The organism is Shewanella sp. NKUCC01_JLK, assembly GCF_019345615.1.
Classification (GTDB): domain Bacteria; phylum Pseudomonadota; class Gammaproteobacteria; order Enterobacterales; family Shewanellaceae; genus Shewanella; species Shewanella oncorhynchi.
On record NZ_JAHKRD010000011.1, the window covers coordinates 34,590 to 52,554 of the forward strand.

Annotated in this window: 18 protein-coding genes; 9 read left to right on the forward strand and 9 right to left on the reverse strand. The window is 45.6% G+C overall.

Annotated features, from left to right (window positions below):
* The first annotated feature begins 72 nt into the window (after positions 1-72).
* The 7 genes from KO537_RS12975 (at position 73) to KO537_RS13005 (ending at position 7,653) form a co-directional block, all read left to right on the forward strand.
* Positions 73-981 (forward strand): iron chelate uptake ABC transporter family permease subunit, encoded by a 909-nt coding sequence (locus tag KO537_RS12975; protein ID WP_346729610.1) that lies wholly within the window; start codon positions 73-75, stop codon positions 979-981.
* Positions 978-1,928 carry an iron chelate uptake ABC transporter family permease subunit gene (locus KO537_RS12980; protein ID WP_219234617.1) on the forward strand — a complete coding sequence of 317 codons (951 nt, stop codon included), beginning with the start codon at positions 978-980 and terminating at the stop codon, positions 1,926-1,928. Before KO537_RS12975 ends, KO537_RS12980 begins: the two co-directional genes overlap by 4 nt.
* Complete coding sequence (locus tag KO537_RS12985) at positions 1,925-2,707, forward strand: ATP-binding cassette domain-containing protein (protein ID WP_173497491.1); 783 nt, start codon at positions 1,925-1,927, stop codon at positions 2,705-2,707. The genes KO537_RS12980 and KO537_RS12985 overlap by 4 nt, the downstream gene beginning before the upstream one ends.
* Positions 2,704-3,705, forward strand: a complete 1,002-nt coding sequence (locus KO537_RS12990) for a siderophore ABC transporter substrate-binding protein (protein WP_346729605.1) — start codon at positions 2,704-2,706, stop codon at positions 3,703-3,705. Before KO537_RS12985 ends, KO537_RS12990 begins: the two co-directional genes overlap by 4 nt.
* A 154-nt stretch (positions 3,706-3,859) precedes the next feature.
* On the forward strand, positions 3,860-4,150 hold the full coding sequence (locus KO537_RS12995) for a DUF2946 domain-containing protein (protein WP_219234618.1): 291 nt from the start codon (positions 3,860-3,862) through the stop codon (positions 4,148-4,150).
* Positions 4,151-4,235: 85 nt separating this feature from the next.
* Positions 4,236-6,407 (forward strand): TonB-dependent siderophore receptor, encoded by a 2,172-nt coding sequence (locus KO537_RS13000; RefSeq protein WP_219234619.1) that lies wholly within the window; start codon positions 4,236-4,238, stop codon positions 6,405-6,407.
* Positions 6,397-7,653 (forward strand): heparan-alpha-glucosaminide N-acetyltransferase domain-containing protein, encoded by a 1,257-nt coding sequence (locus tag KO537_RS13005; protein ID WP_219234620.1) that lies wholly within the window; start codon positions 6,397-6,399, stop codon positions 7,651-7,653. The genes KO537_RS13000 and KO537_RS13005 overlap by 11 nt, the downstream gene beginning before the upstream one ends.
* Positions 7,654-7,747: 94 nt before the next feature.
* On the opposite strand, the gene dpsA is transcribed toward KO537_RS13005, so the two are convergent.
* Positions 7,748-8,215: a DNA starvation/stationary phase protection protein DpsA gene (gene dpsA / locus KO537_RS13010; RefSeq protein WP_028761488.1), complete on the reverse strand. Its 468-nt coding sequence runs from the start codon at positions 8,213-8,215 to the stop codon at positions 7,748-7,750.
* 243 nt (positions 8,216-8,458) lie between these two features.
* On the opposite strand from dpsA, the gene KO537_RS13015 reads away from it, so the two are divergent.
* A complete protein-coding gene (locus KO537_RS13015; RefSeq protein ID WP_173243221.1) occupies positions 8,459-8,824 on the forward strand; it encodes a hypothetical protein in 366 nt (121 codons plus the stop codon).
* A gap of 155 nt (positions 8,825-8,979) precedes the next feature.
* Positions 8,980-9,459, forward strand: coding sequence for a GNAT family N-acetyltransferase (locus KO537_RS13020; RefSeq protein ID WP_173248570.1), 480 nt, complete (start codon positions 8,980-8,982; stop codon positions 9,457-9,459).
* 176 nt (positions 9,460-9,635) lie between these two features.
* Here KO537_RS13020 and lipA read toward each other — a convergent pair whose 3' ends face one another.
* From lipA to mrdA, 8 genes are all read right to left on the reverse strand, one after another.
* On the reverse strand, positions 9,636-10,601 hold the full coding sequence (gene lipA / locus KO537_RS13025; protein ID WP_063883372.1) for a lipoyl synthase: 966 nt from the start codon (positions 10,599-10,601) through the stop codon (positions 9,636-9,638).
* Entirely contained in the window at positions 10,598-11,251 is a 654-nt protein-coding gene (gene lipB, locus KO537_RS13030; RefSeq protein ID WP_173243224.1) for a lipoyl(octanoyl) transferase LipB, read from the reverse strand. Before lipB ends, lipA begins: the two co-directional genes overlap by 4 nt.
* A 93-nt stretch (positions 11,252-11,344) precedes the next feature.
* Positions 11,345-11,611 carry a DUF493 family protein YbeD gene (gene ybeD, locus KO537_RS13035; protein WP_006082758.1) on the reverse strand — a complete coding sequence of 89 codons (267 nt, stop codon included), beginning with the start codon at positions 11,609-11,611 and terminating at the stop codon, positions 11,345-11,347.
* Positions 11,612-11,732: 121 nt separating this feature from the next.
* Positions 11,733-12,908, reverse strand: a complete 1,176-nt coding sequence (locus KO537_RS13040; protein WP_028761483.1) for a serine hydrolase — start codon at positions 12,906-12,908, stop codon at positions 11,733-11,735.
* Between the two features lie 141 nt (positions 12,909-13,049).
* Positions 13,050-13,895, reverse strand: a complete 846-nt coding sequence (locus KO537_RS13045) for a septal ring lytic transglycosylase RlpA family protein (RefSeq protein WP_131523223.1) — start codon at positions 13,893-13,895, stop codon at positions 13,050-13,052.
* Complete coding sequence (gene mltB, locus KO537_RS13050) at positions 13,879-14,955, reverse strand: lytic murein transglycosylase B (RefSeq protein WP_219234621.1); 1,077 nt, start codon at positions 14,953-14,955, stop codon at positions 13,879-13,881. The genes KO537_RS13045 and mltB overlap by 17 nt, the downstream gene beginning before the upstream one ends.
* Positions 14,956-14,971: 16 nt before the next feature.
* The gene (gene rodA, locus KO537_RS13055; RefSeq protein WP_028761480.1) at positions 14,972-16,078 is read right to left on the reverse strand and encodes a rod shape-determining protein RodA; all 1,107 of its coding nucleotides are present in this window, start codon (positions 16,076-16,078) and stop codon (positions 14,972-14,974) included.
* The gene (gene mrdA / locus KO537_RS13060; RefSeq protein WP_168822786.1) at positions 16,075-17,931 is read right to left on the reverse strand and encodes a penicillin-binding protein 2; all 1,857 of its coding nucleotides are present in this window, start codon (positions 17,929-17,931) and stop codon (positions 16,075-16,077) included. Before mrdA ends, rodA begins: the two co-directional genes overlap by 4 nt.
* Positions 17,932-17,965: the final 34 nt, after the last annotated feature.

Sequence of the window (17,965 nt, forward strand, 5' to 3'; positions counted from 1 at the left end):
ATTAGTACAAGATTTATTGCGTATAGGAAGTAACAGTTTGTGAAGGTGGTTTATGCACTGACGTGCTTTTTTGTGCTTTGTTTTGCCTCATTGCTGCTAGGTGCAAAGTATGCATCTGTGACGCAGATGCTGACGTTCTCGGATGATGTCTGGTTGGTGTTATCTGCGAGTCGTCTGCCGCGGCTCTTTGCCTTGATTTGCTCAGGTGTAGGGCTCGCTGTCTGTGGCGTGATATTGCAGCAGATTGTGCAAAACAAGTTTGTTGAACCTGCTACTTGTGGCGGGCTTGATGCCGCCAAACTAGGCATATTAATTTCAATCATTCATGCCCCGAGTATGGGTGTCACCGCCAGAATGTTGGGGGCTTTGGTTTTTTGCTTGCTTGCGAGCTTAGCTTTTATTCTGATTATTCGTGGTATTCGGTATAAGAGTCCGGTGCTCATTCCAATTATTGGGATTATGTTTGGCAGTGTACTCAGTGCGATAGCGGAACTTTATGCTTATCAAAACAATATGATGCAAAATATGCAGGGATGGATGCTGGGTGATTTTTCAAAAATCGTGCAGGGTAACTACGAAATCATCTATCTGATCCTTCCCGTAGTCATACTGACCTACCTTTATGCACAGCGCTTTACCATTGTAGGAATGGGCGAAGGCTTAGCTACCACACTAGGCCTGAGTTATTTCAACCTAGTTATCTTAGGGTTAGTGCTGGTTTCCCTGACCATAGCGACCACAGTTATCACAGTCGGGAGCATTCCATTTATTGGTTTGATTATTCCTAATCTTGTCGCTATGCGTTACGGCGATAATTTAAAACGTACCTTGCCTATTATCGCCTTTGCTGGCGCAACGCTTCTGATTATCTGTGACTTGCTTGGTCGGATTATTTTGTATCCCTTTGAAATTCCTATAGGTCTAACGGCAAGCTGTTTAGGTGGACTCATATTTTTAGTTATCGTTTGGAAAATCAAATGAAAGACAGTGCATGGCGTTTTTTGAGCTGGGGGCTGCCTATTATGTTGGCAGTCACATTTTTATTGATGGGCTCAGGCTTTGATTTTGACTATGTCATACCGAATAGATTGGTGCGTTTGGGCACTATTTGCCTTGGTGGTGTCTGTATTGCGTTTTCTTCGATACTGTTTCAGACCTTAGCCGGAAATCGCATTTTAACGCCATCTATCATGGGGTATGAAGGGGTTTACTTGATTTTGCAGGCACTGTTGATCCTTATCTTAGGGATGGGCAGCAGTATTCTGATCACCGCTAACAGCAATTTCTTTGTCTCAGTCGTGGTGATGTTGCTTTACTCAATGGCGATTCACCGCTGGCTATTTAGTGGAGATCGACATGATGTGTTCTTCCTACTGCTTGTGGGCTTAGTGCTCACTGTGGTGTTAGGCAGTTTTACTCAGTTAATCCAATATTCTATCAGTCCCGGTGAGTTTTCTATTTTCCAGAGCTACAGCTTAGCGTCGTTCAACCGCGCTCAACCAGAGCAATTGCTTATCTCTCTAGTACTTGTCAGTGCCGTGTGTATTGCCGCTTGGAGAGTGCGTGTAGTGCTTGATGTATTACTGATGGGGCGGGAGCAAGCTATCTCTCTTGGTATTGATTATCAAAAAGTGGTGCGCCTGCTATTGGGTCTTATCGCGGTATTGGTCGCAATATCAACCAGTTTAGTGGGGCCAACTGCCTTTATGGGGATATTTGTCGCGAATATGGCCTATGCACTGGCAAGGCATCCGTCGCACTCATTTACTTTGATAACAGGATGTGCCGTTGCTATCTCGGTTTTTCTGATCGCGCAAATGCTTGTTGAGCATCTGTTTAATTATCAAACCAGTGTTGGGCTGTTAATTAATCTATTTTGTGGCGCCTATTTCTTTGTTTTAATTCTTAAACCTCGGAGCGCAGTGTGATAACCGTCAATAACTTATATCAGTCTTATGGCGCGAAACCTGTGCTAAAAAATGTCACGGCACAATTTCCAGAACATCAGATGACTTCTCTCATCGGTCCCAACGGTGCCGGCAAAAGTACCTTACTGATGTCGATTGGTCGGCTACTGAATATCCAGCAGGGCGAGGTATTACTCAAAGGTACTGCTATCCACAATATTCCCTTGAAGGATTATGCCAAGCAAGTGGCAACCATGCGTCAGTTTAACAGCCTCAATTTACGCCTGACGGTCAGGGAGTTAGTGGCATTTGGTCGTTTTCCCTATAGCCAAGGGGCACTCACAAAGGAAGATCATCGCGCCATTGATGAAGCGCTGTCGTTTTTAGCTTTACAGTCATTAGCCAATATATTTATTGATGAACTTAGCGGCGGACAACGCCAAATGGCTTTTCTGGCAATGGCGATTGCGCAGCAAACGGATTATTTATTGTTAGATGAACCGCTCAACAATCTGGATATGAAACATGCCGTTAGCATCATGCGGGCACTTCGCCATCTGTGTGACGATTACAAACGAACGGTAGTGTTAGTGGTTCACGATATCAATTTTGCGGCTAACTACTCCGACTATATTGTCGGTATGAAGCAAGGCGTTGTGCACTGCGCTGGACCCGTTGAAGAGGTCGTCACAGCACAAAGGTTAAAAGCACTGTACGAACTGGATCTTGAGGTGCTGAAAACGAACCAAGGAACAGTATGTAACTATTTCAACTTCAACTTACAAGGGGAATACAAGTGACGTCGAAATGTAAAAGCGGTACTAAAGTGATGGCGATTCTGTTATTTAGCTCGGCTTTTTTGCTGGCCTGCGATAATAAAACCGAATCAGTACAACTTGCATCATCGGATACGAGTGCTTCAACGGCTGAGTTGGATTTTGCCCCGATAGAGGTAGAGCATAAGCTGGGCACTACTGTTATTACAAAACGGCCAGTACGCGTTGCGGCCCTAGATATGAATGAAGTCGACTATCTCGAACAGTTGGGTATTCCCATTGTCGGTATGCCAAAGGATTTTGTTCCTTATTACCTGAAAGATTACAGCAACAATAGTGATATCGTTGATTTAGGTGCTATCGTTCAACCCAATATGGAACGTATTTATGCACTTAAACCCGATTTGGTGCTGATGTCATCCGTTCAAGCTAGTCATTATCAAGCGCTTTCCAATTTGGCACCAACCATTCATTTGGATATTGATTACCAAGACAGCAACAGCGATTACTTTGATATAGTCACAAAACACTTATTGATGCTGGGGAAATTATTCGATAAGCAAACCTTGGCAAAACATAAAGTGGATGAACTGGAAAGTAAGATCCAAGCCGCCAGAATGGTGATTAAGGACAGGCCAGAAAAAGCCTTGGTGGTGCTACATAATAACGGCGCTTTTCGATTTTTAGGTATTCGTTCTCGGTATGGGTTTATTTACAGTGCGCTAGGGGTTAAACCCGCTAGCTTATCAGAGCAGATGGGACTGCACGGTCAACCTGTATCAAGCGAGTTTATTCTTGAAAACAATCCCGACATCATTTATGTGGTAGACAGAACCGCAGTAATGGAGCGAAGCCCAGTACTGGATAAACAGTCCATAGATAACCCTCTCTTGCGTGAGACCAATGCTTGGAAGACGGGGAATGTTATTTTTGTGGATCCAGAGGCTTGGTATATCACAGGTGCGGGCATAACATCCCTTAATATCATGATTGATGATGTGTTAAAGGGTTATGTAAAGTAGCTGGCTGCAAATCGTCTATGGACGGCATAGCTAATGACTCATTAGATAAGTTACCTCTTGTAACATTTAAGCCCTACGGCTTAGGTAAATCGGTTTGCAACTTTAGTAGTGCTTAACATACAATCGCCTGCCAAATTATCTGAGGAAGTAGGGTTTGAATAGTGTGATACAAACAAGACGCACCCTAGCGATATGGCTTGCTGCCATATTGGTGCTATTGTCTGTTGCCATTGCTGTTCACAGTGTTTCCCATGCTAGTGAAGACTCCAAGGCCAATTGTTCGCTGTGCTTACATCAGCACCAGTTGCAACATGCGCTAACCAGTACACCCTTTCATTTCCAACTCGTTCAACAGGGTTATATTTCGGTTGAGTTTCAGGCCGTTTCCTTTAAGCGACCTTTTAGTCGTTTCTTCAATAGTCGTGCTCCGCCCATAACAGCATAAGTTACTGTTTATTCAATTTATCTTAATTAACTTTGAGCGCCTTGGCTTAGCTAAGGCGCCGATGCTGTTTATTTTCGGAGTGAAAATGACTTCTTTTTATGTCCCTAAGCGCACTGCGCTGTTGCTGGGCGCCTTGTTTGTGCTCAATCCTATTTCAATGCTGTTGGCCGCAGAAAGCAGTCAATCGAGTTCACAAGCTATTGATACTGTGAGTGACGCAGTGCTTGACACTGATATTGAACGTTTAAGTATCCACTATCGCCAAGCCTATCGTGGCAATGTGTCCTCAACTGAACTTCCCCAAGCGATCAGTGTGTTAGACGAGCAATTGATAAAAGATGCGGGGCTGACGCGGTTTCAAGATGTACTGGACTATTCTGCCAGTGTGGCGCGGCAAAATAATGGCGGCGGCTTATGGGATAGTTTTTCCCTACGAGGCTTTCCGGGCAACGAAAACATGCCATCGGGGTATTTAATCAATGGCTTTAATGGTGGCCGAGGTTTTAGTGGTCATAGAGATTTATCAAACGTTGCCTATGTCGAGATTTTAAAAGGCCCAGGTTCGGCACTTTATGGCCGCTCGGAACCCGGTGGCACAGTCAATATTGTGACTAAGAAACCTCAGTATCAAACCAGTGGTTATTTAAAAGCATCGGCTGGGAGTTTCGACCAATATCGGTTAGAAGGTGATGTGACCTCAGGTTTAACCGATAACTTGGCATTTCGGATTAATGGCGCTTGGCAGGAACACGATAGTTTTCGTGATTATGTGTTTAGCGATAAAAAAATCGTTACGCCGTCTATGCGTTGGCAGATTTCCGAAAAAGCTTCCTTGCTGTATGAAATGGAATACCTCAAGCAGGAACAGCTATTCGATCGCGGCATTATTGTGCTCAATAACGATATTAATACCGTACCACGCTCGCGTTATTTAGGTGAACCTAATGATGGCGCAACGGAGGTGAATGCCACAGGGCATCAGCTGACCTATGACTATGAATTAAATGATGATTGGTCATTAACTGCTGGCTATAACTATCGAGACTCTAGCTTGAAGGGGTATTCGTCTGATGCCGAGTTAGCAAAGGGGCGGCAATCGCTATTTGATGATGATCGCACGCTGACTAGGCAGCACAGATATCGTGACTACGCCTCTGAGGATAATTCGCTGCGTCTAGAGTTAAGTGGTCATGTGGATACGGGTTTTATTCGTCATAATTTACTGCTCGGTGCCGATGCCTATCACTACAATTTGAAGACAGGACTGTATCGTTATCGGGGCAAAAAAGGTGAATACGCCATCGATATCTATGCCCCTCAATACGGTGGGCTTCAGCCAGAGGTGAGTTTGTTGTATGAGAATAACGAGACTCAAAAGGCGTGGGGGACCTATCTGCAAGATCAAATGGATTTAACTGAAAAGTGGAAGTTGCACCTTGGGCTAAGGTTCGATAGTTATCAGCAAGATATCAGTGAAGTCGCGAAAGATACTCTGTCAGAGCAAACCGATAGTCGAGTCAGCCCCAAGGTGGGTCTGGTGTATTTATGGTCCGATGCCTTAAGTTTCTATAGCTCTTATTCTGAAGGCTTTTTACCGCTTTCTGGAACTGACTTTGCGGGTAAGCCCTTCGAAGCGGAAGAGAGTCAGTCGGTTGAACTGGGGATGAAGTTTAATGGTACTTGGTTAAACGATCTTCCTATAAACGGTAGTTTAGCCGTGTTCGATGCCCAAAAGAGCAATATCTTGACCTCAGATCCTATCAATGTTGGTTTTTCTGCCACCTTAGGTAAAGCTAAAAGTAGCGGGGTTGAACTCGATTTAGCCGCCGAACTGACGGAGGATTTACAAGCAAAATTATCCTATGCCTATCTTAATACCCGTACCGCCAATGACAGCTTGAATCCTGATTGGGGCGTGCTCATTCCTGCAGGCAGTCCACTGGTGAATGTGCCAAAGCATACCGCGAGTGTGATTCTGAAACAGGATTTGAATAGGCTTTCTATTGATGGTCATCTAGGGCTTAGCTGGCGTTATGTGGATTCGCGTCTCGGTGATTCTGCCGATCCGAGTTTTCAATTGCCTTCTTATCAGTTAGTTGGGTTGTTTATGAACACCCACTTAAGCGACAACTTAAGCCTTGGAGTGAATCTGGATAACTTACTGGATGAACATTACATCGCGAGTAGCTATTCCGCTCTTTGGGCCGTGCCGGGTGAGCCACGTAGCATTAAAGTGAGTGTTAGCTATGAATTCTAATATCAGCGCTAACCCAGCGTTATCTTCAGGTTTTGCTGAGCAAGAACTGGGTCGTTCTATTGGCCGCACCCGGATTAATAGTATCGATATGATGCGCGGCGCCGTGATGCTTATCATGTTACTCGACCATGTGCGGGAGCGGTTTTTCTTTCACATGCAGGTGAGCGATCCTATGGATTTGAGTTCGACCTCTTGGGGGCTTTTTGTGAGTCGCTTTGCCGCCCATTTTTGTGCGCCGGTCTTTGTGTTCTTAACCGGGGTTTCTGCATGGCTTTATGCCAATCGTAGCCATGGCGAGCCACGTTCAGCACGTATGTTTTTGATTAAACGCGGGCTGTTTTTAATCGCGCTGGAAATTTTAGTGATTAACTTCTCTAACCTCTCTTGGATGGTCAGCTATTACACCCTTTGGTTGCAGGTGATTTGGGTGATTGGTCTGAGTATGTTAGCGCTCGCTGCGCTGATAAACCTGCCTAGACCTTGGATGGCCCTTTTAGGATTTGCGATTGTTTTTGGCCATAATCTGTTGACGCCAATTGGTTTTCAGCCCAATGAGTGGGCTTACGGTCTGTGGACCATATTGCACGACCGCGGTTATCTCGTCAGCGAAGGTGCGCTTAGGGTTAAGGTGAGTTATCCCGTGCTGCCTTGGATTGGGGTGATTTTACTGGGTTATGTTGCAGGGCCTCTTTTTAGTAATAAACCGAACGGAAGCCATCTTGATACATTGGCTCGCCAGCAAAAGCTGCTGTTTTTAGGGATCAGCTGTTGGGTACTTTTTGCGGTACTACGTGGGTTTAACCTTTATGGCGAAACCTTGCCTTGGCAGTCGGGGGCACATTTGGGTGAAACCTTGATGTCGGTATTCAATTTAACGAAATACCCGCCATCATTAAGCTTTTTACTGGTGACCTTAGGCGGCATGTTTTTTTGCTTAGTGGCCTTTGAGCGGTATTTTGCATCAAGTGGGAAAGTGGGTGGGAGATTAGCGCGAGTGGGCCATGGGTTGTCTGTGTTTGGCTCAGTCCCTATGTTCTTCTATATCTTACATTTGTACGTGCTGTTACTGCTTTATACTTTAGCGAAATTCATCTTTGGCGCAAACCATGGTGAGTACTTTGGCGTGAGCAATATAGGATGGGTTTGGTTTATCGCGGGCGTGTTAGCCATCGCATTGTATTATCCCGTTAAGCGATTTAGCGAGTATAAAAAACACAGCACTCAGGCTTGGATTAAGTACCTCTAATCTATTCTGTTTGATCAAGCTTTAAAGGCAAAAGTCGCCAAGTGTTTACTTGGCGACTTTTTTGCTTTGGTCAGAGCAATAATCTATTTAGCAATTATTCTGCGAGTAAGCTGCGTAGCATCCAGGCATTTTTCTCATGCAGTTGGATGCGCTGGGTGAGTAAGTCCGCAGTCGCCTCATCATTCGCTTGATTTACCAGCGGATACAAGGCTCTGGCATTGCGGATTACTAGCTCCTGATCGCTTAATAGTTCGCGGATCATGGTTTCGGCTTGAGTGACACCTTGATCTTCTTTTATCTCGGTTAGCGCGGCATAGGCTGAATATGAGCCGAGTGCTCTGGCGCCTAATGCACGTACACGCTCTGCGATAAGGTCGACCGCAAGGGCAAGTTCGGTATACTGCTGTTCAAATAGCAAGTGTAAGCTAGTGAACATTGGGCCAGTAACGTTCCAGTGAAAGCTATGGGTCTTAAGGTAAAGACTGTAGCTGTCAGCCAATAGTTGGTTTAGCCCTGCGGCGATTTCTTCTCTGTGAGCTTGATTGATACCTATGTTAATCATGGCGTTTTCCTTCTATTGTCTTACTGAGTGTGTTTAGTCTAATCTTCTGATATTAAATGTAAAATGAGTAAATTAGATTTTGTAAATCTATAAATTCGATTGAACTTCCGAGTGTTAAATCTCGTAAGCGATAAAGCCAGATATCATCTCCTTTCGCCGTGCTGCAGTAACAATGCCATGGCAGAACTGCTATCCTAGCGGCATATTGTGAGTCGATACTTTAATTGAATAAAACTGACCTTAATGAATAAATCAGCCTATTTAACCGCCATGAATGTGACAACTTGGCGAGTGCGCGACACTAAGGTGAAACCTTATTTAGTGATTTGGGATGAAAACGGTGAGTTACCAGAAGCAGAGCCGCTTATTGACGCTGTGCTAAAGCTTATCGACATAAAGCGTGACGAATGTGATTTTGACTGTGAGCCCCATACGGGTAAACAGATCGTTTGGGATCTGCGACGTCACAAAGTTAGGCCACGTACCGCATGGTTAGTGTCTGAGCCGTTGGCCGATTTATTGGTGGGTTGGCAGGCTAAAAGCGCGCTCTGGCAGCAGATTTACCAATGGCGCGACCAAGTTAGCGGCCAAGCGCCAAGCAAGTCTTAAGCTCTACTCGTAAATACATTAATAACCAATACTTTGGAATACCGGCGTTGAACATCCCACCAGTAGATAGTCTATTCACAACACCATTCGCAGCACAATTGACAGCAGGTTTGCCTGTTGAGCTTGTGGCTCTCACGCTTGAAGATGTTCCCCAAATGGCGCAGCTTGAATCCTTGGCCCATAGCCATCCCATGAGTGAGGGGAATCTTGCCGATTGTTTTGGTCACTTGTACCGTGTCCTAGGTTTAAAGTTGAGTGCTCACTTAGAGGTAGATGTAAATACTGAGGCAAATATTGACGTCGTTTCGGATTCAGATACTTATCACGTCGAAGGACTCTTAGGGTTTGCGATAGTGCAGCAAATTATCGATGAAGTGACTTTATTGGATATTTGCCTATTACCGAGTCAGCAGGGCAAAGGTTACGGCAAGTTATTACTTAAGGCTGTGATGATATCGGCCAAGGTATCGGGCGCTGTGGTGCTTATGTTAGAAGTGCGAGAGTCTAATCTCGGCGCCCGTGCTTTATATCAAAAGGCTGGCTTTATTGAATCGGGACGTCGCAAAGGTTACTACCCGATAGAGGGCGGTAAAGAAGATGCTATCTTGATGGATTTAGCGATAACCCAAGAATAAGCAGAGCATTAGCGTTCATGTCGTATAACGACAGCTATACGAACCACTCTTCATAAACAACAGTCATAAATAACAGTCATAAAAACAGCCAATAAAAAACAGCGCCTAAGCGCTGTTTTTCTATTTTAATAACCTTGAAATCTACATCACCTAAGCTCTGTATCTAAGCAAGAAGGTTATTTCACTTCTTTACCTTGGGCTTGCAGGTCCGCATGGTAGCTTGAGCGCACTAATGGGCCACAGGCTGCATGGGTAAAACCTAACTCATCGGCTAAGGCTTTAAGCTCATCAAATTCCGCTGGCGGCACATAACGTTCAACCGGTAAGTGGAACTTAGACGGCTGTAGGTATTGGCCTAAGGTCAGCATTTCAACGTTGTGGGCGCGCAAGTCACGTAATACTTGAGCGATTTCTTCGTTGGTCTCACCCAATCCCATCATCAGGCCTGATTTAGTCGGCACATTGGGATGACGTTCTTTAAAGCGTTTGAGCAGATCGAGCGACCATTGGTAATTCGCACCTGGGCGCGCTTTACGATAATGCATGGGCGCCGTTTCTAAGTTGTGGTTAAACACATCAGGCGGCTCAGTCGATAAAATATCTAAGGCAGCATCGATACGACCACGGAAATCAGGCACTAAGGTTTCGATCTTGATGTCAGGATTTAGTTTGCGGATCTCACGGATACAATCGGCAAAATGCTGGGCGCCACCATCACGTAAATCGTCACGATCTACAGAGGTAATCACCACATATTTTAGCTTCATATCGCGGATAGTTTGCGCCAATTTAACTGGCTCTTCAGCATCAGGCTTAAGCGGACGACCATGGGCCACGTCGCAGAATGGGCAACGACGAGTACAAATCGCACCCAAAATCATAAAGGTTGCTGTGCCGTGGTTGAAGCATTCAGCGAGGTTAGGGCAAGAGGCTTCTTCACAGACAGAGTGCAGGCCATTTTTACGCAGCGCTTGCTTGATGTCTAAAATGCGTTGATTCGATGCCGGCAGTTTAACCCGTAACCAATCGGGTTTACGCAACATAGTGTCGCGCTCTGATGGGACGATTTTGACCGGAATACGAGACACTTTATCGGCATCTCTTAGTTTTACTCCGGGTTGTAAACGTTCAGGCCTATTCATGACGCTGCTAATCCTTGATGATGAACTAGGTGTTGATAGCCCAGTAATTGGCTAAAAGTAATAGTAAGTTGCTCGCCCGCTTCAATCACGGTTTGTGGTCCGCCAAGTGCTTTGCATTGCACCATTTCAAGACCGGCATAACCACAAGGGTTGATGCGGCGAAATGGTGCTAAATCCATATCGACATTAAGGGCTAATCCATGGAATGAACAGCCTTTACGGATGCGTAATCCGAGGGAGGCAATTTTACGTTCATCCACATATACGCCCGGCGCATCGGCCTTGGCATAAGCGTTAATTTCGTACTTGGCGAGCATATCGACAATGCTTTGCTCTATATGAGTAACGAGTTGACGCACGCCGACTTTACTACGTTTTATGTCGAGAAGAGGGTATACCACTAGTTGTCCAGGGCCGTGGTAAGTGACTTGGCCACCACGGTCCACTTGGATCACAGGAATATCGCCAGCATTCAAAATATGCTCGCTTTTACCAGCTTGGCCTTGGGTAAACACGGGTGGGTGTTCTACTATCCACAGCTCATCTGGGCTCTCACTATTACGCGTGTCAGTGTAGTGCTGCATGGCATGCCACACTGATTCGTAATCTTGTTTTCCAAGATGCCGAATGTGCAAAGTCGTGTCTTGCAAGGGCAACCTCTCCCCTTAGAATTGAGTGGCGCTATTATACGCCTCTTGACCATAAATGTAAGACAGATCACATTTCATGGCCTTGAGGAATATTTATAGTACGCGGCGTACACCTTCGATGGCGGCAAGTTCAGTGTACAAAATTTCGATATGGTCTTTGCTTGTCACTGTCACGCGGATAGTAATGGAGTGATAGCTACCTTTGCTCGACGTTTTTGTCGAAGGTGAATAATCACCCGGTGCATGTTTTTGTACCACAGCCACGACTTTGTCAGTTAGCGTTTCGTGGGCTTCACCGACGACCTTAAAAGGAAATGCGCAAGGGAAATCCATCAGTTCATCAAATTTAGTGTCTAACATACTCAGTACTCTTAGCGGCTATATTGGGATATATATGGTGGCGATTATACCCGATTCAAGGGCGATGCACTCCCCAAAAAAATAAAGCCACCCTAAGGTGGCTTTATTTATGTGACTTAGCTTAGCTAAACCATCCAGAAAACATCTGCTTAAAGTAATCGACTAATTTACTAAACCAGCTACCTTCGTTGACTTCTTGCAACGTCACCAGTGGGAATTGGGCAATGTCTTTACCATCAAGTTGGAAGAATAGACGGCCTACAGTTTCACCTTTTTTCAACGGTGCATCTAATGGCTTAGTCAACTCGAAGTTTGCTTTCAAGTCTTTACCGCGGCCACGGCTGATCGTAATAGGTGTATCTGTTGCGACGCCTAAATCAACTGTGCTCTTGTCACCGTACCATATCTGTTGGGTTGTGAAGCTATCACCCGCTTTGTAAGGCGTGACAGTTTCAAAGAAACGGAAGCCATAGGTCAGTAACTTTTTACTTTCAGCTTTACGGGCTGATTCACTTTGAGTACCCAGAACCACAGAAATCAAACGCATGCCGTCTTTGGTTGCAGATGCCACTAAGTTATAACCTGCACCAGAGGTGTGGCCTGTCTTGATACCGTCCACGCTCATGCTGTTATCCCACAACAAACCATTACGGTTATATTGTTTGATACCGTTGAAGGTATAAAATTTTTCGCTATAGATGCGGTATTCTTCTGGAACGTCGCGGATTAAGGCTGCACCTAACAATGCCATATCATAGGCAGTTGTTTTGTGGTTTTCTGAGTCTAATCCATGGGAGTTTTCGAAGTAGCTATCACGCATACCCAGCTGTTTTGTCCATGAGTTCATCATGTCAACGAAGGCGCCTTCGGTGCCAGCGATATGCTCTGCCATAGCCACACACGCATCGTTACCCGATTGGATGATGATACCGCGGTTTAAATCCCCGACTTTAACGGTAGTACCGACTTCAATGAACATCTTCGAGGAGTCAGAGAAGTTTTTAGACCAGGCATTTTTACTGATAGTCACATCATCATCGACCGAGACATTGCCCGCTTTGATTTCTTGACCTATGACATAGCTGGTCATCATTTTAGTTAGGCTGGCTGGGTTAAGGCTTTCATAAGCGTTACTCTCAGCGATAATCTGGCCCGAATTATAATCCATCAAGACGAAAGCCTTGGCGGCCACTGCTGGTGCATCAGGTGTAATAATAGGCTGCGCAGCATAAACGGGGAGAGACACACTGGAAATTAGCAGCAATGTTTTAATGGGACTTTTTACAAAATTCATCATTAACTTGGCACGTCTTTTGGTTGTATTAAATGGAAAGGATTCGAGAAGATCTCCAACAGTGTACCACTTTCTGACTGTGGGTTTTAGTGAAGGTTCCTTCATATCTATTTTTAAATCAATTCTGGTCCGAGCAAACAGTCATTACTCATGGACTATATAGCCCTCAGGAAAGCCATTTTGCTGGACGTTATTGAGCAGTTTGTCTGCTAATTCAGGTTGGCCTATGGGGCCGAGCTGTAGTCTAAACATATTGTTTGCGGCTTGTACACGGGTCTTTACCTGATATTTTCGCTCCAGATTTTTCGCCATGGTATTGAGTTTGGCTTTATCTTTCGATGCGACTAACTGAATGTAATGATTACCTGTATCTTGCGCGCTGGCAATAGCCGAATTAGTGGCCGCGACACTGCCGACATACACCACATCGAGTTTGATCCGCGCGGTTCCTTTGCCGAGCATGCCGAGTTTATAGGCGGCGGCGTAGGAGACGTCGAGAATACGGTCTGAGTGGAATGGCCCGCGATCGTTGATACGAATGATCACTTGCTTATTGTTATCTAAGTTAGTGATCCGAGCATAACTTGGCAGTGGCAGCGTTTTATGGGCACCTGACATGGAATACATGTCATAGGGTTCGCCATTGGATGTCTCATAGCCATGAAATTTTTCACCGTACCATGAGGCACGGCCCGTTTCACTAAAACCTTGGCCTGTGTTCATCACAGTGTAAGACTCGCCGTAAACCGTATAAGGCTTGTTACCGCGGCGACTATAGGGCTCGTACTTAGGCGTGGCATTTGGCACATGATCCACATTGGGTGGATTGAGTGGCAGCTTGTCATTCTTTAGCGAATAGCGCCCCTTGTTGGGGTCCATATTTTTTTTGTTTGTGCTGGAGCTAGCTTGGTTTGGGCTCGAAGAACACGCAACAAGTGTGAAGCACGCAACCAAAGCGACAAGCTGTAAAAGATTATTTTTTAGCGGCATGCTGTTCCTTTAATTGTTGGCTAAATTGATAAACGGCCATTGAATACAAAGGACTGCGATTATAGCGAGTGATTACATAAAAATTGTTTAAGCCAAGCCAATAATCATCGTGATCGGCTTGTTCCAGTTTAATGAGTAAGGCTTTTTGCGAGACATCCAAGTCCCTCGCATCAGCCAAGGACAAGGTTGGCGTTAGAATATTGGCGACTTTATAATTGAGCTTTTCGCCTGCCCATACTTTTGCTTTTGGCGCTGTTTGGCTGCTATTGACCAGCGGCAAAGCAACTGGTGCATTGGCTTGCCAACCGTGTTCATGGAAATAATTGGCAACACTGCCAATTGCATCCTCTGGGCTTTGCAATAAATCGCGGTTACCACTGTTATCGAAATCGACGGCGTAATGGCGGTAACTTGAGGGAATAAACTGTCCATAACCCATGGCACCCGCATAGGAGCCTTTGAGGGTATTGATATCTAAGTGTTCTTCTTTGACTAATTTCATCAACTCACCAAATTCCTTGCGAAAAAAGGTGGCGCGAGGCGGGTAGTGAAAACCTAAGGTATAGAGGGAATCAATTACGGGGTAATTACCTGTGAACTGACCGTAGAAGGTTTCAATCCCAATAATGGCAACGATAATCTGTGGGTCGACATGGTACTTAGCCGCCGCTTTAGCAATGGTTTTCTCGTGTTTTTTCCAAAAAGCGAGCCCAGCATCAAGACGTTTTTCTGTTAAAAAAATCGGGTAATACACATGCCAAGGTTTTGCTTCCCATGGACGGGTCATCGCATCGATAACCCCTTGGTTGTATTTTGCTTTGTCTAGAAAAGCGAGCACTTCTGTCCGAGTAAAACCTTGTTTTACTTGAGCTTGGATAAACTCTTCTTTGAGCTCAGCGGGAGTTGCGGGTACTAGTACTTTATCCACTGCGGGAGCCACTGGGGTGCTTGAAGCGGGTGCCTGCGCGGGTGTCGGTTCATTTGCCGTGGTGCATGCGACTAAGCATGAACTTAAACACAGTAAACCGAGTGGAGCCAAATAAGCTCGGAGAGTAGGCATAAAAAAGTCCCTAAAATTATCTATCTACGAAACGTCTATGGGTATGAATGCTCATAAGAATGCCAAACCCTGTCATCAATGTCAGCATGGAGGTTCCACCATAACTGACAAGGGGCAGTGGTACACCTACCACGGGCAGGATACCTGAAACCATGCCAATATTCACAAAAACATAAACGAAAAACGTCAGCGTGATACTGCCAGCCAGTAGACGAGCGAAACTGGTTTGTGCGCGGGAGGCGATGACTAACCCACGGCCTATGATGTAAAGGTACATAATTAACAGTAAGATACTGCCAATTAAGCCAAATTCTTCACCTATCACCGCAAAGATAAAATCGGTATGGCGCTCGGGAATAAACTCAAGCTGTGATTGAGTGCCTTCGAGCCAACCTTTGCCCCAAAGCCCACCTGAGCCGATGGCGATTTTCGACTGGATAATGTGATAACCCGCGCCGAGGGGATCTTGTTCAGGATCGAGCAGGGTTAATACCCGTGTTCTTTGGTAATCGTGCATCAAGAAATACCAAAGGATAGGCAGGAAGGCGAGTACTGCCGCGATAAAACTGCCAACAATGATCCAGCTCATACCCGATAAAAACAGCACAAAAATCCCCGATGCGGCCACCAAAATTGAGGTGCCTAAGTCGGGTTGTTTAGCGATCAATAGGGTTGGTACGAGTAAAATCACTCCTGCGCCAGCGAGGTAACGTTTCTTGGGGGGAAGAGGGAACTTACTGATATACCAAGCCATTGTGATGGGGAAGGCGAGTTTAATAAGCTCTGAGGGTTGGAACTCCATAAAGCCTAAGTTCAACCAGCGCTGCGCGCCTTTATTGATTTCACCGAAAAAGTGTACCCCAAGCAGCAAGACAACCCCCGCAAGATAAATGGGTAATGCCCAACGTTTAAGCGCTTCAGGATTGATTTGTGCCATGGTAAACATGATGCCTAGCGACAACACCATACGGAATAGTTGTCGTTCCATCATCTCTAAATCTGCACCGCTGGCAGAATAGATGACAAACAGGCCAAAGCCCATCACAGCTAATAGTCCGAGCAATAATGGCAAGTCTATGTGCAAGCGTTGCCAGATGTTTTGATATTGGCTATGGGTACTCATGGTATGGGTTTCCAAGTATCTCTAAGCATATATTCATCGAGCATAGCTCGAGCGACTGGGCCAGCATTTGCGCCGCCCCAACCTGCGTTTTCCATCACGACGGCGAGGACTATTTTAGGATCCTCGAAGGGCGCATAGGCCACAACTAAGGCATTATCGCGGAAATGTTCGGCAATTTTACTGGCATCGTATTTAGTATTTTCCGCCACGCCGATGACCTGTGCAGTACCGGTTTTCATTGCGGCAGTGTAAGTGGCATCGGTAAAGCGTGACTTATTTGCAGTTTGGCGCATAGCTTCGTTGATGATGTTCCAGTTACGGGGATTTTTAAGTTCAATTGGCGGTAACTCATTAATCGGTGAGTCAATTTTGGCAGTATTGTCTTTAATGGATCTCAGCAGATGTGGCGGGAGACGGCGGCCTTTGTTGGCCATAATCCCAACGGCATTAGCGAGTTGTAATGGCGTTGCCGTCCAATAACCTTGGCCAATACCTACGGAAATGGTGTCGCCTATATACCAAGCTTGATTGTACTTTAAGCGTTTCCATTCCTTGGATGGCATATTGCCAGCCGATTCTTCAAAGATATCAATCCCTGTATTTTGGCCAAAGCCAAATTGTTCCATAAAGCGGGCGATATGATCGACACCGACCTTATAGGCTAACTCATAGAAAAAGGTATCGCAGGATTCTACAATCGCGCTATAAACGTTGACCCAGCCATGCCCCCAGCGTTTCCAGTCGCGGTATTTACGTTCAACACCAGGTATTTGCCAAAAACCGGGATCCCACACTCGGGTACTCTCGCTAATGGCTTTCTCATCAAGGCCTAACAGTGCGAGGTGAGGCTTGATGGTAGACGCAGGTGCATATTGACCTTGAGTCGCACGGTTGATCAAAGGGCGGGATTTATCATTGAGTAACGCACTGTAATCTTTGCTATTAATGCCTTGTACAAACTGGTTTGGATCATAGCTTGGGCTCGATACCATAGCTAATACTCCACCGTCACGGGGATCGATGGCAACAATAGAACCGCGCAGACCTGTGAGTAGTTCCACCGCTTTTTGTTGCAGCTTGAGATCTAAGGTGAGGTAAATATCTTGCCCCGGCTCTGGCGGCACAATTTTTAAGGTGCGAATGGCGCGGCCGCGGTTGTTCACTTCTTCTTCTAAGTGTCCGGGTTTGCCATGCAGCAAAGATTCATAAAATTTTTCAATGCCTTGCTTACCAATGTCTTTGGTTGCCGCATAGTTTTTCCACAGATCGCTGCGTTCAAGTTGGGCGCGATCTCGGGTGTTAATTTTGCCTACATAGCCCAGCACATGGGTGATTTGCGCGCCGTAGGGATAGTTACGTTTAAGACCCGCTTCGACTGAAATACCCGGAAATCTGTGTTGGTTAACACTAAAAATGGCCACTTGCTCTTCGGTGAGCTGGTTTTTCAGTGTTAGCGGTTTGAAACGGCGATGAAATTTCAGGGCGTCAGTAAAGGTTTCGCGCTCATCATCACTGATCTCAATTAACTTGCCGAGTTCATCTAAGGTCTCTGACATGTTACTGATTTTTTCGGGCACGAGATCGAGGGAATAAAAGGGTAAATTTTCAGCTAAAAGTATACCGTTGCGATCGTAAATGAGACCACGACTAGGGGCAATTGGAACAACACGGATGCGATTATCATTTGAGCGAGTTGCATAATCTTTATAGGATTCAACCTGTAAATGATAAAGGTTGGTGACTAATACGCTAAATAGAGCGAAAACGCAAAAAAAAGTGAAAAGCGCCCTGCGCTTAAAAAGAGACGCCTCGGCGGCGTGATCATGCATTGTTATCCGCTTTTTTGGCGACACTTATGCTATCTCCGGCTGATCCCATGACGGGTGG